Source organism: Pseudomonas sp. BN414 (assembly GCF_029871275.1).
In the GTDB taxonomy this organism is placed as follows: Bacteria; Pseudomonadota; Gammaproteobacteria; order Pseudomonadales; family Pseudomonadaceae; genus Metapseudomonas; species Metapseudomonas resinovorans_C.
Genome location: NZ_SSOL01000074.1, coordinates 217,712 through 232,596 on the forward strand (window position 1 = coordinate 217,712; position 14,885 = coordinate 232,596).

Consider the following 14,885-nt stretch of genomic DNA (forward strand, 5'->3'; position numbering starts at 1 on the left):
CAAGAAAAGATCAGCTCCCGGATATTCCTTGTGGGGGCGACTTTAGTCGCTGAGGGACGCGCAGCGGCCCCAGAACAGTCACAGGCCGAACCTGCAGTCCGGTCAGCGAATGAATTCGCCCCCACAGAAAAGCGGCGCCCTGCTCCTCAATTGATCGGCGTAGCCGTCAGGTTGGCGCTGATATCGGCGTTCTGCACCTTGATGCCATACATGGAGGTGACGGCGCCGCCGGTTGGGTGGACGTGCTGCAGGCGATCGACGTTGATTTCCTTGAAGTGGATGCGGCCGTTCACCGCGAAGCCCAGCGGGTCCGGGCTGACCGGGCTGCAGGTGCCGCCGTTCTTGGTGCAGACCTTGGTGGGCGCCACGTCCAGGTTGAGGTCGGCGTTGAAACCGTAAGTGTTGGCATTGGGATCACTGGGGTTGCCGTCGGAAGTGGAGAAGTTATCCACAACCAGCTGGCTGCCGGTGCCGGCGGCGCCGTTGACGCGGTTGGTTTCCCAGACGATCTGGTTGCGCTTCTCGTCGGTGGCCACACCGTTGGTGGTGCTTTCGATGGCGGTATCGCGGACGAAGACATTCTTCAACTTCACCGACACCCCTTCATTGCCGCGATCTTCCCAGCGTCCGCCGCTGGCCGAGCAGGCACTAGCCGAGGTGCCGCTGCCACCCACACAGAGTGCCCCAGCACCGCCGGAACTGAGCGCCAAGGTGGAGCCCTGCTCGAAGCGTTTCAGCACCAGTCGGCCAAGGCTGGTGCCGGTGGCGCGATCACCCCAGCGCAGGTCGCTGACTTCCAGCTTCGACCAGTAGGTGCCCTTGCGCAGCTCCACACCGTTGTTGCTTACGTCCACCGAGCCATCACGGAAGTGTATGTCGTAGGTCGTGCCCGCCAGCCACAGGCCCTTGCCGGTCTCGTCGACCGAGATCGCCGCGCGGGCATCGCTGAAGACGAAGTCGGCGTTGTAGCGCACACCGTCGCCGCTGCTGCCGCCCGGCAACAGGGTGATCTGACCGTTCAGGGTGAAGTCGTAGGCCGGGAAGATTTCCATCAGCACCAGCAGTTCGGTACCGCCCTGCAGCGGCGCGTTGGGCGAGCCCACGCGCAGGCCGTCGAAGCTGTAGCCACCGTTGATGTTGGAAAGCCCAAGGCGCAAGCCGTCGAAATGGCCGTTGTAGCTGCCCTTGCCCATGTCGCTCTGGGTGCCGGCGTAGCACCCGGTGCTGGCCCCGCCGGCGCAGCTCCTGGTCAGGTCCAGGGTGATCTGGCCGGTGCCGTTGGTGCGCAGCCCGCTGAACCACATGCTGTTGCCGTTATCGGTGAGGGAAACCGAACTGTTGGCCATGTTCCAGCTGACATCGGCAGTCAGGCCCTTGGCACCGGAATTGGGGTCACCGCCCGGCCGCAGCTTGAGCCAGTTCTGCTTGGCGCCGTCGTCGGCGAAGTTGAGGTCGATGGCCAGGCTGCCGAGTTTCTGGTTGGTCGGGTTGCCGATGATCAGGCCACCCAGTGTGGCGTTGAGCTTGAGGTCCTGGAACGCCACCTGTGCATAACTGCCGGCCACGTCCTGGGCCAGGTCGAGGGTCAGGCCGCCAAGGCTGCGCAGGGTGCCGGAGAAGTTCTCGGCGCGCAGGATGCCTTCGTCCTGGTACTGGAACAGGCTGTTGCCAATATTCAGGTCCGGGCGGATGCGGATGCCTTCGCCGCTGGCACCGCCACTGGCGACGCTGAGGCTGCCACCCAGGCGCAGGTCCATGTTCAGCTTGCCGAAGCTGCGGCCGGCGTTGGGGTCACGCAGGTCGGGCGCGCCGGGCGTCACGGGTGAGCCGGTGGGATCGCTGTGGGCGAGATCGAGACTGATGCCGCCAATGGTGCCGATGAAGCGCGCGTCGCCAAGGTTGAGTTTGACCTCCTGACCACTGCCGCCGCTGACGACGTCCAGATAGGCGTTGTTCAGGTAGGTGTCGAAGGACAGGCCTTTGACGATGAGGTCGAAGCCGTTGTCGCGGTAATAGAAGGTCACATCGGTGAGGGACAGCCGGCTGTCGTCCACCGCGATGCCACTGACTCCGCTGGCACCGCCGCCCTTGAGCTTCAAGGTGGCGCCCAGGGTGTAGAAGGCGCGGAACGAGCCAAAGCTCTTGCTGCTGCCATCCATCTCGATGTTATTCACCGCCAGCACCTGGGGGCTGGAACTGTGCTGGACCTGCAACTGGCCGCCTTGCACGTCGATGGTGGACTGGGAGGTGCTGGTGGTGCCGCTGGCGGCGCGATTGCTCACATCCCGCAGGTTCAGGCTGCGGCCATCCTGGGTGTAGCTGACGTTGCTGGCCGACCAGCCCTGGCTGGAGGTTTCCAGGCTGATGCCGCCCTGGCCGCTCACCGAGGCCATGGTGGAGTCATCCAGCGCTTCCATGGCCTGGGCCTGGGAGGCGAGGAGCATGCTGAGCAGCAAGGGGGCTGGGCGCATGGTCGGTTCCTCAGTTCTTCGGGAAGATCAGCACGCTGCCCTGCATGCGGATAGTGCCGTCGATCTTCGCCGAGAAAATGTTGGTCTGCTGGTAGCTGGGGTTGCCGCCGTTGGCGACGGTGCCGGACTTGTTCTGCCAGCCGCCCTGGTTGGCCACGCCGAAGGCGAAGCTGCCGTTCTTGAAGCGCATCTCGTTGGGCAGGCCGATGGCCAGGACATCCTGGTTGAAGGCCGCACCGTCGCCACCAAAACCGCTGTTGATCAGCCGTGTATTCAGTGTCAGCCCCTCGAAGCTGAAGATGCCCTTGAGGTTGTCCAGCACGTACCAGCCGCCATTGGCCTCGGAACGAATGGCAATGCGCAAGCCGCAGCTTTCAGGGGTGGCGGCACCGGCGATGGCGCAGCTGCGCTCGTTGGCTTTCCAGGTGGTGGGGTTGTTGGAAACCGGGGTGTTCCAGAGCACGCCGCCGTTCTTGTTGATGCTGAACTCGCCAGAAAGATACACCCCGCCCTGCCCGCTCATCTGGCTCAGGTCGGCATCCTCCAGCGCCTGCAGTTCGGCTTGCGCCAGCATCGGCAGCACCAGCAGCGCCGCCAGGTAGAGCGCCTTAGAGATCATGGCTGGTCACCTTCAGGTAGTTGATGCTGAGGCCCTGGATGGCGTTGTAGCCGAAGTTGTAGCCGCCGCTGGCGGCACTGCCACTGCCGGCCTGGAGGCTGTTGATGACGATGTTGGTGCGCGGCGCGTTGGCGTAGAAGTCGGCGGCCAGCGCATCCTTTTGCGCCTGGGTGGCGCCGGACGCTGTGGGGTTGGGCAATTCGAGCACGAACTGGCCGTTGCTGCTCACGTCGAACAACAGCGGCTGGGTCTTGCCGTAACCGAGGGAGATGTTCGCGTAGGCGTTGTTGAGGAAGATGGTGCGATCACGCTGCTCGGTAGCGGTCGTGCAGCCGGTGGTGCCGGCCGCGCAGCTCATGATCTGCAGGCTCTTGGTGAAGATATTGATGCGCGCCTCACCCACCATCTGGCTGCGGCTGCTGTCGCCCCACAGGCGCAGGTAGGAGCCGTCCATCGCCAACTCGGCGAAGTCCAGGTTGAGGATATCGGTGCGCCCGGCGGCGACCTGGAAGTCGAAGCGAATCCCCAGGTCCACCTTTTCGCTGGCGCGGCTGGAGCAGTTGTTGCCGGCTGCGGCCAGACCCGCAATACAGGGCTGGCCAGCGGCACCGGTCAGACGCTCGGGGAACATGAATTCGAGGACCGTGACATTGCTCGGGGTGGTCTGTACCCACTGCCCGTCGTCCCGCAGGGTGCGCATGTCTTCGCCCTTGGCCAGGTTGAGGGCGAAGGGATGGTTGAGCCGGCCGATGGTCACGGGGTTGAGGTTCGCGCCTTTGTTGCTGCCGGCAGCGCCGAGGTAGAACTCCTTCACCGCGATCGGGACGTTCTGCTTGGCGGCATTGGTGATGTCGTTGATGGTGATGGTCGCGTTGTTGGCGTCCAGCAGGACCTGGTCCAGCACGAAGCCGATCCCGGCACCGTCCACATTGGAAAGCTCCGCGTCATCCATCGCCTTGAGTTCAGCCTGTGCTGTGGCGGCGGCCAGCGACAGCAGGATCACAACGGCTCTGCTCATGCTCAGCACCCCGCAGTGGCTGTGCCCAGGCAGGTGTCCTGGCGCGGGATGCCATTGAACGCCTGCTCGAAGTCGATGTTGATCGGCGACACCAGATTGCCGTTGGCATCCCGGTACTTGGGCATGTTCATGAAGGCGCCCTTGAGGGCGGTCATGAAGGCGTTCTGGTCCATGTCCTTCCACGCCAGGTCCTGGGTCTGGAAGGAGATGAAGAAGCCCTTCGCGGCGCCATCCATGGTGTTCATGTTGGAGATGTTGCCCACTGGCAGTGACTTGAAGTCGCTCAGCGGGAAGCAGGTGGACAGGGAGAGGATGCCGCAGCCGCTGGACTTGAACAGGCCCAGCAGGGCATCGGAGAGGCCGCCGAGATTGCAGCCGCTGACGCAGCTCAACGCCGCGCCGTTTGGCATGCCGGCCAGGCCGCCGCGCACCGGGTCGACATCACCGCCGGAGTTCACCAGCGTCGCGTCCCCCTGTAGCTTGGTGCTGCCGGTGATGCCCGCCAGTCCCAGCAGGAAACGGTCCCAACCCGAAGCCTTGTCAATGATGGGTTGGGCGGTGCCGGTGATGTGTACCGGAATGTTCCCGGTCAGGCTCTGGATATCCCCGGACAACACACCCTTGGCCTCGCCGAAGCCGATGCGCACGCCCACCACCTTGTTGCCGGAATAGGCCAGCTCGACGAAGGGATCGGCGATGCGGAAGGGGTTCACCGAACCGTCGGCATTCACGGTGCCGAGGGCGAAGTTGTTGATGAGGATGTCGGACGAACCGGCGACTTCCCCCGCCCTCGTTGCGGCGTCGTCGTACTGGCCGAGCTGGAGCTTCTTCATGTTCAGCTGGGTATCGACGTTCACCCCGAAGTTGACGCGGGTGTAGTTGATCCCGGCGTTGGCGTCGGTGGTCAGATTGATGAAGGCCTGGCCGGTGATGTTCGACAGTTCGTTGTCGGCCAACTCTTCCATACGCGCCTGGGCGATGGACGTGGCGAACAGCCCGGCAAGAAGAACGGCCTTCAGCGACCAGGCGGGCAGCGGATTCGAACGCATGGCGACATCCCTGATTGTTCTTGTATGGGCAAGCGACGAAGACTCGTCCCCTTTCTAGCCACTATAGGGAGGCCGACCGGGAAGCGTCCCGACCCATAGTCGAGTTGAAGGTAGCTGTCAGGAAGTCGGCGACGGATAGCTGTTACCCATCGCAACAACGGGGTAACGCCGAGGTCAGCCCTGGCGGAACAGGCCGATCAGGTGGTCGGCGATGGCGCCCTTGATGTTCGACACTTCCAGCCGGGAGTTGCGCCCCAGGCGGCTCGTGTCGATGCGATGCAGGTGCAACGAAGGCATACGTGCCTCGTACTCGCGCAGGTCGCCCTTGACCAGTACCGGCAGGAACTGCACCCCACGGGACTGGTAGCGCTGGATCAGGAATTTGAGGCCGTCCTGGAAGGGCAGTTCGTGGGAAGCGCTGAGGCGGTGCTCGCCGGGAATCTTCAGGTAGAGGCCGGTTGAGCCCAGCACTTCACCGGGAAGGACATGGATTCCGGTAGGCAGGACGGCGTCGGCGGGAATGTCATGGAAGGTGTCGTGCCAGGCCATCTCGTCGGGAAGGATGGTGATGCTGCCGTGTTCCTCTTCCGGCACCACGAAGCTGTAGCGGCTGTAGAGCTTTTCCACGTAGGCGGAATAGACGCACAGGCGGTTTTCGAAGTGCAGCAGGAAGTCGATGGCCTCTTGCCGGTTGGTGATGGCGTCGAGGTCCCAGTCCAGGTCGGTCTGGCGTTCCAGCTCGGCCCAGCGGGCGTCGGCGAGAAGTGCGGATTCGGGGCTCATGGTTTCTGCGGCATTACAGCGGACGTTTCCCTAACGCAGAAAACATGCCAGCGAATTCAATCACTTGCACGGGGGTTCCTCGCTGCTTTCGGGCCCCTAATAGCACGATGCCAGTCGTAAACTGCCAAAAAACGTCAGTCCGCGACGGGTGTCGCTCCTCTGATCGGTTGAAGCTCAATTGCTGCCGGCAACCTGAAGTACAATCGCCTCTTTTTTCAGCGAACCCCGGCCAATCGATGATCGATCCCAAGCGCGTACTGCGCGCCCTAGCCGAACACTGGACGTTGCTCGAGCCGCTCTGCGAGCGCTTCGATGCCGGCACCCTGAGCCTGGTGGAACTGCGCGTGCAGCTCGCCGGCCAGTTGCCGGAGGGCACGCCCACCGACGTGACCGCCCTGCTTGACCTCTGGGTGCGCCTGGACATCCTGGTTCCCGTGGCCAAGAGTCCCAACCGCTTCGAGCTGAACGCGCAGATCCACGACTTCCTCGCCTACCTGCGGCGCGAACACCGCCTCGGCCTGTGCCTGGAGATCGAAGCCTACCTGCGTCACCTGGAACGCCTCGCCGGCTATATCCAGGAAGCCTTCGAAATCCGTGACGGCAACGACCTGGCGCGTCAGCTGCGTCTGCTCGACATGCGCGTTCGCGATGTCCTGAAGAAACTCGACAACGACGAGCAGGCCCTGGTCGCCGTGGCCGACCGCGCCAAGACCAGCGACCGGCAGATTCCCCTGCGCCAGCGCTACGCCGAAGTGCTGGCCACCTGGGACGAGTACGTCGAGCCGATGATCCAGCTGGTGGCCGCCGACGGTGCCTTCGAGCAAGGCGTGCGGCGCGTCGAGCAGGTGCTGCTGCGTCTGTTGGGCGAGCAGCAACGCCTCGGCCAGCTGGTGGACGACGACCTGCTGCTGCGCACCCATGCGCGCATCCTTGAAATGCAGACCAGCGCTCAGCTCACCTTGCGCAAGGCCCGTGAGCTGCTGCTGCCCCTACGCGAAGAAGCCCGTCGGCACAACGCCGTGACCCGTGGCGCCGCGCTGGCACTGTCGGTGATCCGCAAGAAGGGACTGGACGCCGTGCCCCAGACAGCGATGCCGCTGTTCACCCGTCCGCAGACCACCTTCCTTGGCAGTGGCTCCCAGGTCGAGGCCTACGTTTACGCCCTGGCTCGCTTCCAGCCGAAACCGGCGCACTTCCCGAAGTCCGGCGGCACACGCAAGGCCGCTGCGCCGCGCTCGCCGAAGACCGCGCGGGAAATGCTCGACCGTTGCGAGCAGGCCCTGCCGCTGCCGGACCTGATGGTCTGGCTGCTGGAGCAGGAGCCCGAAGGCGCCACCGACGAACTCCTCTACTGGTTCTCGCGCCTGTCCCGCGATGCGCGCTTCTCGCGTGATCGCCTGGAGCGCCGTGACTACCTGACCGCCGAGCACCAGGTCAGCCTGAGCTCCTACGCCCTGATCAAGAGCCCCACCGCCGCGGCCGAGAAGACTTCCTGATGAATATCGACCTGAAAGAATTGACCCAGCTCGCGCCCATCTTCCGCGAGCTGTTCAAGGGCTATCACCTCTCCCGCAGCGAGCCGGAGTGCTACGCCCAGCTGTCCACCATGCAGGACCAGTACCGCGCGCTGTTCAAGGGCCTAGGTTTCGAGCTGGTCTGCGACCCGCGTGGTTTCTACTACTTCGTGCCCGAGCAGATGGGCGCCCAGGTGAACAAGACCGCCCAACGCCTGGCGCTGTTCACCTTCATCCTGGTGGAGCATCTGGCTGACCAGGGTCGCGACCCCCTTTCCGTGCTCGACGGCGGCAGCATTGGCCGTGACGAACTACCGTCCCTGCTGGAGAAGTACCGCGACCTGTTCATGCAGGCCGAAGTCACCACCCATGAAGAGCTGGAAGAGAAGGTGATCCGCCGCCTCACCCAGCTGGGCTTCGCCGAGGACAGCAACGGCGTCTACCGCTTCCTGCCGCCGATGCACCGTTTCCTCGATGTGTGCCTGGCGGTGCAGCACGACCGCGACCTGGCCGCCAGCCTGCACAGCACCGACCTGGAGCTGCGTGCTCCGGTGCTGATGGATGACGACAGCGGCGACGCCATCATCCCCATCGACGAGCCCGAGGCTGTCGATGCGCCCGCCGAGTCCGAAGAAGACGCCCTGGCCCGCGCCATGGCCGAAGAACGCGCCGCCCAGGAGGAAGACGCATGAGCCAGGAACGCTACGGCATCCGCCGCTTCGCCCTGCTGAATACCGCCGGATACAGCCTGGGCCTGTTCCCGCTGGAGACCCCGCTGTCGATCTACGGCGCCAACAACCTGGGCAAGTCCGCCTCGATCAACGCGCTGCAGTTCCCGATCCTGGCGCGCATGTCGGACATGAGCTTCGGCAAGTACAGCCTGGAGCAGTCGCGCAAGTTCTACTTCGCCACCGATACCAGCTACATCCTGGTGGAAGTCTCGCTGCCCCACGGCCCGCACGTCATCGGCGTTGCCGGTCGCGGCCCGGGCGGCGGCTTCGGCCACCAGTTCTTCGCCTATCGCGGTGAACTGAATCTGGAGCACTACCAGCGCGACGGCACCTGCCTGCGCCAGCGTGAGCTGTTCAACAGCCTGGAGCGCGAGGGCATCAAGGCCTACGAGCTCAAGCCCGATGAACTGCGCCGACTGCTGGTGGGGGGTCACACCTCCATCCCACTGGACCTGACGCTGATCCCGCTACGCTCCACCAGCGAGCAGAGTCTGAAGACCTTCCGCTCGCTGTTCATCAACCTGCTGCACATGCGCGAGATCACCGCGGCCAAGCTCAAGCAGCTGTTCCTCGACGCGTTCGAGCACAGCCTGCGCTCGGGCAGCGTGGACTACATCGCCGCCTGCGAAGAAGCCTTCCGCGACGTGCGCCGCATGGAACAGGACTACCAGGCACTGGTTTCCGCCGGCCCGCTGGTCGAGGCCCTGGCCAACGGTGTGTCCCAGCGCGAAACCCTGCGCGGCAAGCTGCACCGCATTTCGCCGCTGCTGGATTCCCTGCTGGGTACCTGGCAGGACTATTCCGGCGCCCGCCGCGAAGAGTTGGTGATCCAGGCCGAGCATTACCGCGGCGAACAGGACGGCCTGCAAAACGAACAGCGTGGCGGCACCCAGGAAATGATGCGCCTGGAGCGCGCCATCACCGAAAACCAGCGCTGGCTGGGCGAACTAGCGGTGCTGAAGAACCGTTTCGCGCTGGTGGATGACGCCAAGGTCCTGGAGCAGCAGCTGCTCGCCGCCAAGGACGCCCACGACGAACTGGCCGGCGCCCTGGCGCAGTCCCGCCAGTTCTCCGCCGAGGATCTCGACGAACGCCTGCGAGACTTGGAGAAACGCCTGAAGGCGGTCAAGCAGCAGCTCGACCATGCCGACAACAACAGCTACTCCCGTCTGCGCGAAGAATTCTCCCAGGCCGACGTGGACCGCCTGATGCGCCTGTTCAATGGCCAGCTGTTCAGCCTGCCGCTGGGCGAGAAAGGTATCCAGCTGGACGATGGCGAAGCCTGGGTGAAAACCCTGGAAACCGTGCTCGACCAGTTCAAGGGCAGCCAGTTCGAGGTGCCGGGCCTGTCCATCGACCTGTCCCACATCGAGCCGCCGGCCCTGCAGGCCCTGGCCGACCGCGCCGCCCTGCGCGACCAGAAGGACCGCCTGGAGCGCGAGCTGAAGCAGCTCAAGACCCAGCAGTCTGTGGCCGCCGACCGTGCCGCGAGCAAGGCCCAGGCCGAGAAGCTGTACCAGGACGTGCTGGACGCCCAGAAAGCCCTGGAAGACTTCCGCAAGAGCCAGACCCTGGCAGCCGAAGAGCCCGCCAAACTGGAAGAGCTGGCGCAGCTGGAAGCCACCCAGGACGAACTCAAGCGATCCGCCGATGCCTTCACCGAACGCGTCCAGCAACTCTCCGCCAAGCTGCAGCTGGTGGGTCGTCAACTCGCCGACCTGGAAGCCAAGGAACGCACCCTGGAAGACGCCCTGCGCCGTCGCCAGCTGCTGCCCGCCGACCTGCCCTTCGGCAAGCCGTTCATGGACCCGGTGGACGACAGCCTGGACAACCTGCTGCCCCTGCTCAATGACTACCAGGACACCTGGCAGGCACTGCAGCGCATCGACGGTCAGATCGAGGCGCTCTACGCCCAGGTACGCCTGAAGGGCGTGGCCAAGTTCGACAGCGAGGACGACGCCGAGCGTCGCCTGCAACTGCTGATCAACGCCTACGCGCACCGCCAGGACGAGGCACTGACCCTGGCCAAGGCACGTCGCGCGGCGGTCACCGACATCGCCCGTACGCTGCGCAATATCCGCAGCGACTACGACAACCTCGAGCATCAACTGGCCCTGTTCAACCGCGAGATCAACAAGCGTCAGGTATCCAATCTCGCGAGCTTCCGCATCGTCCTCGCCCCGAACAAGGAAGCCCTGCGCCACATCGATCAGATCATTCACAGTGCCGGCCAGTACGAGGAAGGCGAAACCCTTTCGGTGTTCGACCTGACCAACTCCAGCGACCAGGACGCGAAGAACGAGGAAGCCAAGGAGTACCTGGCACGCCTGGTGGCCGCCAACGGCAACCAGTTGGGCCTGAAGGACCTGTTCGAACTGGCCTTCGAGATCACGAAGGTGCACGGCCAGCCGGTCATCCACACGGACATCGATGGCGCCGCTTCCAACGGCACCACCATGACCATCAAGGCGCTGACCAACATGTACCTGCTGCTGCACCTGATGGACCGCGAGCAGGCCGGTCGCATCCGCCTCCCTTACTACCTGGACGAGGCGGCAGACATCGACGAGCGCAACCAGCAGGCGCTGATCGAGACCAGCCAACAACTGGGCTTCACACCGATCCTCGCGTCGGTGAAGCCGCAGGTGTCGGCCAACGTCGCCATCGACCTGGAAGGCGGCAGCGGTCCGAACGGCATCTACATCGACGAGGCGGACTGGAAGTTCATCAAGCGTCGTGATGTGGCCAAGGCCACCCAGGACGCGACGGACGAGGCGGCAGAACCCGCCTGATACCTTCGCCGAGATAGCAAAAGGGCCGCAATTGCGGCCCTTTTGTTTGTTGCGGGGTTTACCTGGCCAAAGGAATCTTCGGCGCCCAGGTCAGCCACTCGTCCTCGGCATCATCGTGCAGGGCGAATGTCTGGCCATTGAGCGCGCGGTTACCCATCTGCCCTTCGTTCGGTGTGGCGAAGGAAATACCCCCTTCCACCATCGACTCCAGGGACTCGGTCCGCACCTTCACGCCGTTGAACAGACTGGCATCCACCCCTACGCCACTGGTGTGCCAGAAGCGGCTGCCACTGTGCACCAGGGGCGCATAGCGCGGCTCAATGAGCACCTGGATGAAGACGCGATCGGCGGTCTTGCCCAGTTCATAGGTGAGCACCTTGCCCACGGGGACTTCGCGGTAGCTGACGATCACACCTGGTTTGATCGAGCCGCGACGCGGCGCGCTGAGGGTGATGCGCAAGCCCTCCTGGCGCGCGATCGGGTCAGGCGATTCGGCAAGTGCGGTAAAGCGCGTCTGTGGGGCACCTGGCTTGCCCGCAGGCAGGACTTCCAGGTACTGGCCACTGACCAGGGTATCCAGGTTGGCAGTACGCAGCAGGCCAAGCTCCGGTCGCACCACCCAGAACTGAGTGCCGGCACGCGCGATGCGATCCGCCGCCTGGGTCAGGCGCGCCTTGACCGTGACGCCGGAAAGGTCGCTGTTCAGGGTTACGGTTTCCACTTCGCCGACATCGATGCCCTTGAAGCGGATCGGTGTGCCTGCCTTGATGCCCTCCGCCTGCGGAATGACGATGTCGACCAGGGTGCCCTTGACGACGGCCTGGGCCTCGTCGTCGTACAGGGTGAAGCGGCGTGGCCGGGTAACCGGCTTGGCTTTCGGGTCTGGCGTGTCGAACGTGATACCGCCCGCCAGCAGGGTTTGCAGCGATTCGCTCTTCACCTCGACGCCTGACAGGCCGCCCTTGAGGGTAATGCCGCTGGAATTCCAGAAGCGGGTGGACTCGTTGACCAGCTTGGTGAACTCGGGCTCGATGTGGATGCCGATCACCACACGCTGCTGGTTACGCGAGAGCTGGTAGCTCTGCACACTGCCCACGCGCATCTGACGGAATAGCACCGGGCTGCCGACTTCGAGGGAACCGAGACGCTCGCTGGTCAGCACCAGGTGCAGGCCGGGTGCATCGGTATTCAGCGGCGGCGCCTTGGGACGCACCTTGAACTCACGGGTCGGCGTCCCTTCCTTGGCGAAGCGCACGGCAATGTAGTTGCCCTTCACCAGGGCCTCGATGCCCGTGATGCCCGCCAGCGAGATCGAGGGTTTCACCGTCCAGAACTCGGTGCCCTCGACTAGGTAGTCTTCAGTGCGCGGTTCCATGGTCAGCTCTGCCGTGGCACCCGTGAAGTCCTTGTCCATGTCGAGTTTCTTCAGGGTGCCGACCTGGACGCCGTTGTACATCACCGGGGTGTTGCCCGGGCTGAGGCCGCTGACGTCGTCCATCCGCAGCAGTACTCGAAGGCCGGCCTCGGCGGATTCGAAGCCGTCATACAGGCGGAACGGGATGCTGGGGTCGGTGGGTGGACTGTCCTGGCGGTGCTCCGGCGTAGAGAAGGCGATGCCGCCGGCCATGATGCTGAGCACGGACTCGGTGCGAATCTTCACACCCGACAGGCCCGCGGTGACATTGAGTCCGCTGGCATTCCAGAATCGTGTGTGCTTGCGCACTAGATGCGCATAGGGCTGTTCGATGTGCACCTTGATCTCGACGGTGCGCTGGTCTTCGGCCAGTTGATAGCTCTTCACCTGGCCAACCTGGATCTGCCGGTAGTAGACCGGGCTGCCCTGTTCGAGCGAACCGAGGCGCTCGGCCTTGAGGGTGAGGTGAAGGCCAGGTAGCGAATCGGACAAGGGTGGAGGCTCAGCCAGCGCGGTATAGCGCCGCGCGGGCTCCCCCTTCACCGGGTCGATGGCAATGTAGATGCCGGAGACCAGGGTCTCCAGGCCAGTGACGCCGGCGAGCGATACCCGCGGGCGTACCAGCCAGAAGCGGGTCTCCTTGCTGAGGTAGGGCTCGGCCTCCTTCATCACTTCGACAGTCGCAACCACGCCCTTGATATCGTCGCTGACGTGCAGGTCGACGACCTTGCCAACCTGGATGCCCTTGTACATCAGTTGAGTCTTGCCGACCTGGATGCCGTCCCCGTTCTCGAAACGGATCTGGATCTCGATGCCTGCTTCGCTCATGGCTTTCCATGCCAGCCAGAGGCCAATGATCAGCGCCAACAGTGGGAGGATCCAGATGGCGGACCAACTCGTGGTTTTACGGGTTTTGGGCGTTGGCAACTCAGGCATTCTCGTCGTCCATATCGGTGTTGTCCCAGATCAGCCTGGGGTCGAAAGTCACTGCCGCGATCATGGTGATCACCACGACGCTGGCAAAGGCAGCCGCCCCCAGGTTGGCTTCGATGCTGGCCAGGTTGCCGAAGTTCACCAACGCCACGAGGATGGCAATGACGAAGATATCCAGCATGGACCAGCGGCCTATCCATTCAATGAAGCGGTACATCAGGATGCGCTGTCGCGGCGACATGGGCAGCCGACGCTGTACTGAGTAAAGCAGCAGCGCGATGCCCACCAACTTGAAAGTAGGCACGAGGATGCTCGCCACGAAAACGACCAGCGCAATGGGCACCATTTCGGCGTGAATCAGTTCGAGCACACCCCCCATGATGGTCGAGGGCGCACCGTTGCCCAGGAAGTTCACCGTCATGATCGGCAGCACATTGGCGGGCACATAGAGAATGGCTGCTGTAATCAGCAATGCCCAGGTGCGGGTCAGGCTGTTGGGGCGGCGGGGATGCAGGCGCGCACCGCAACGACTGCAGGTGCCATGATCGTCATCAGACTCGGGGCGGTTCAGCTGGTGGCATTCGTCGCAGACGATGATGCCGGCATCAATGGCGCGCATGGGCGTCTCCTTCGGCCTCCAGCGCATCCCAGACCTGGTGGGGCGACATGGTCACTTCAAGCCACACCTGGGTCAGCAGCAGGCCGATGAAACAGGCAAGGCCGATGCCCAGATGGAGGTCCGCGAGGTCGATCAACTTGACGATGGAAACCAGGATGCCCATGAGGTAGACCTCGAGCATCCCCCACTCCCGCAGGTGGTGATACAGGCGATAGAGCATCAGCCCTAGGCCAAGGGCGCGGCGGGTACTGATGCAAACCAGCACAATCAGCTGGCAGAGCAGTTTGATCAGAGGGATCACCATGCTGCACAGGAACACCAGCACCGCGACACCTTCCATACCCGTGTTGTAGAGGCCTAAAACCCCTGTCCAAACCGTGTCGTGACTGGTCTGCCCAAGCAGATTGAGCTTCATGATGGGAAGGAAGTTTGCCGGCACGAACAAGAGCAGCGCAGTTAGCACCAGGGCCAGGGCGCGGCGCACCATCTGCGAACGGTGCACCACCAGTTCGTAACCACAACGCGGGCAGCAGGCCTTCTGCTCTTCGCCGAGGTGTGGGTGACGCATCAATAGATCGCACTCGTGACAGGCAATCAGGTCGTGTAAGGGAAGTTCGGAAAGCGGTCGTTGTTCCGCCAGGTCGGGCATGGTTGCAAGGCTCTTTGGGTATCGCGGCTATTCTAGACGAGCGGAGCAGGGGCGGTAGCGATTCAAGAGTTTCCGGGCGCTACCGCCTTCGACGCCGGACCGCATGCTTTTCTCGCGCCCAAAGACAAACCCCCGAACCGTTTTCACGGATCGGGGGTTTGGGATAGAAGCTTGACGATGACCTACTCTCACATGGAGAAGCTCCACACTACCATCGGCGATGCGTCGTTTCACTGCTGAGTTCGGGATGGGATCAGGTGGTTCCAACGCTCTATGGTCGTCAAGCAATTCGG

Annotated in this window: 11 protein-coding genes and 1 rRNA gene; 3 read left to right on the plus strand and 9 right to left on the minus strand. The window is 63.6% G+C overall.

Going from position 1 to position 14,885, the window contains the following annotated elements; all coding sequences use genetic code 11:
* Positions 1–146: 146 nt before the first annotated feature.
* From E8E95_RS22475 to E8E95_RS22495, 5 genes are all read right to left on the minus strand, one after another.
* On the minus strand, positions 147–2,471 hold the full coding sequence (locus E8E95_RS22475; RefSeq protein ID WP_280354004.1) for a DUF6160 family protein: 2,325 nt from the start codon (positions 2,469–2,471) through the stop codon (positions 147–149).
* Between the two features lie 10 nt (positions 2,472–2,481).
* Positions 2,482–3,090, minus strand: a complete 609-nt coding sequence (locus tag E8E95_RS22480; RefSeq protein WP_280354005.1) for a DUF6160 family protein — start codon at positions 3,088–3,090, stop codon at positions 2,482–2,484.
* Positions 3,080–4,108 carry a hypothetical protein gene (locus E8E95_RS22485; protein ID WP_280354007.1) on the minus strand — a complete coding sequence of 343 codons (1,029 nt, stop codon included), beginning with the start codon at positions 4,106–4,108 and terminating at the stop codon, positions 3,080–3,082. The genes E8E95_RS22480 and E8E95_RS22485 overlap by 11 nt, the downstream gene beginning before the upstream one ends.
* Positions 4,109–4,110: 2 nt before the next feature.
* Positions 4,111–5,157 (minus strand): DUF6160 family protein, encoded by a 1,047-nt coding sequence (locus E8E95_RS22490; protein ID WP_280354008.1) that lies wholly within the window; start codon positions 5,155–5,157, stop codon positions 4,111–4,113.
* 174 nt (positions 5,158–5,331) lie between these two features.
* Entirely contained in the window at positions 5,332–5,940 is a 609-nt protein-coding gene (locus E8E95_RS22495; RefSeq protein WP_280354010.1) for a hypothetical protein, read from the minus strand.
* Between the two features lie 236 nt (positions 5,941–6,176).
* On the opposite strand from E8E95_RS22495, the gene mksB reads away from it, so the two are divergent.
* Genes mksB through mksF form a run of 3 tightly spaced genes read left to right on the plus strand, consistent with a single transcriptional unit; the run spans position 6,177 to position 10,977 of the window.
* Positions 6,177–7,436 carry an Mks condensin complex protein MksB gene (gene mksB, locus E8E95_RS22500; RefSeq protein WP_280354012.1) on the plus strand — a complete coding sequence of 420 codons (1,260 nt, stop codon included), beginning with the start codon at positions 6,177–6,179 and terminating at the stop codon, positions 7,434–7,436.
* Positions 7,436–8,146: an Mks condensin complex protein MksE gene (gene mksE / locus E8E95_RS22505; protein ID WP_280354014.1), complete on the plus strand. Its 711-nt coding sequence runs from the start codon at positions 7,436–7,438 to the stop codon at positions 8,144–8,146. The genes mksB and mksE overlap by 1 nt, the downstream gene beginning before the upstream one ends.
* Positions 8,143–10,977, plus strand: a complete 2,835-nt coding sequence (gene mksF, locus E8E95_RS22510) for an Mks condensin complex protein MksF (protein ID WP_280354016.1) — start codon at positions 8,143–8,145, stop codon at positions 10,975–10,977. The genes mksE and mksF overlap by 4 nt, the downstream gene beginning before the upstream one ends.
* Before the next feature lie 58 nt (positions 10,978–11,035).
* Here mksF and E8E95_RS22515 read toward each other — a convergent pair whose 3' ends face one another.
* The 4 genes from E8E95_RS22515 to rrf all read right to left on the minus strand — a co-directional run bounded on the left by E8E95_RS22515 (position 11,036) and on the right by rrf (position 14,877).
* The gene (locus E8E95_RS22515) at positions 11,036–13,327 is read right to left on the minus strand and encodes an MlaD family protein (RefSeq protein ID WP_179060546.1); all 2,292 of its coding nucleotides are present in this window, start codon (positions 13,325–13,327) and stop codon (positions 11,036–11,038) included.
* Entirely contained in the window at positions 13,320–13,943 is a 624-nt protein-coding gene (locus E8E95_RS22520; RefSeq protein ID WP_280354018.1) for a paraquat-inducible protein A, read from the minus strand. Before E8E95_RS22520 ends, E8E95_RS22515 begins: the two co-directional genes overlap by 8 nt.
* Positions 13,930–14,592 (minus strand): paraquat-inducible protein A, encoded by a 663-nt coding sequence (locus tag E8E95_RS22525; RefSeq protein WP_280354019.1) that lies wholly within the window; start codon positions 14,590–14,592, stop codon positions 13,930–13,932. The genes E8E95_RS22520 and E8E95_RS22525 overlap by 14 nt, the downstream gene beginning before the upstream one ends.
* 169 nt (positions 14,593–14,761) lie before the next feature.
* Positions 14,762–14,877: ribosomal RNA gene (gene rrf / locus E8E95_RS22530) — 5S ribosomal RNA — on the minus strand.
* Between the last annotated feature and the right edge of the window lie 8 nt (positions 14,878–14,885).

What these genes read in the sequence shown, in the direction of transcription:
- E8E95_RS22525 (WP_280354019.1), bottom strand. Translation starts at nt 14,592, where the DNA reads ATGCCCGACCTGGCGGAACAACGACCGCTTTCCGAACTTCCCTTACAC.
- E8E95_RS22490 (WP_280354008.1), bottom strand. Translation starts at nt 5,157, where the DNA reads ATGCGTTCGAATCCGCTGCCCGCCTGGTCGCTGAAGGCCGTTCTTCTT.
- E8E95_RS22515 (WP_179060546.1), bottom strand. Translation starts at nt 13,327, where the DNA reads ATGCCTGAGTTGCCAACGCCCAAAACCCGTAAAACCACGAGTTGGTCC.
- E8E95_RS22485 (WP_280354007.1), bottom strand. Translation starts at nt 4,108, where the DNA reads ATGAGCAGAGCCGTTGTGATCCTGCTGTCGCTGGCCGCCGCCACAGCA.
- mksF (WP_280354016.1), top strand. Translation starts at nt 8,143, where the DNA reads ATGAGCCAGGAACGCTACGGCATCCGCCGCTTCGCCCTGCTGAATACC.
- E8E95_RS22475 (WP_280354004.1), bottom strand. Translation starts at nt 2,471, where the DNA reads ATGCGCCCAGCCCCCTTGCTGCTCAGCATGCTCCTCGCCTCCCAGGCC.
- E8E95_RS22480 (WP_280354005.1), bottom strand. Translation starts at nt 3,090, where the DNA reads ATGATCTCTAAGGCGCTCTACCTGGCGGCGCTGCTGGTGCTGCCGATG.
- E8E95_RS22520 (WP_280354018.1), bottom strand. Translation starts at nt 13,943, where the DNA reads ATGCGCGCCATTGATGCCGGCATCATCGTCTGCGACGAATGCCACCAG.
- mksB (WP_280354012.1), top strand. Translation starts at nt 6,177, where the DNA reads ATGATCGATCCCAAGCGCGTACTGCGCGCCCTAGCCGAACACTGGACG.
- E8E95_RS22495 (WP_280354010.1), bottom strand. Translation starts at nt 5,940, where the DNA reads ATGAGCCCCGAATCCGCACTTCTCGCCGACGCCCGCTGGGCCGAGCTG.
- mksE (WP_280354014.1), top strand. Translation starts at nt 7,436, where the DNA reads ATGAATATCGACCTGAAAGAATTGACCCAGCTCGCGCCCATCTTCCGC.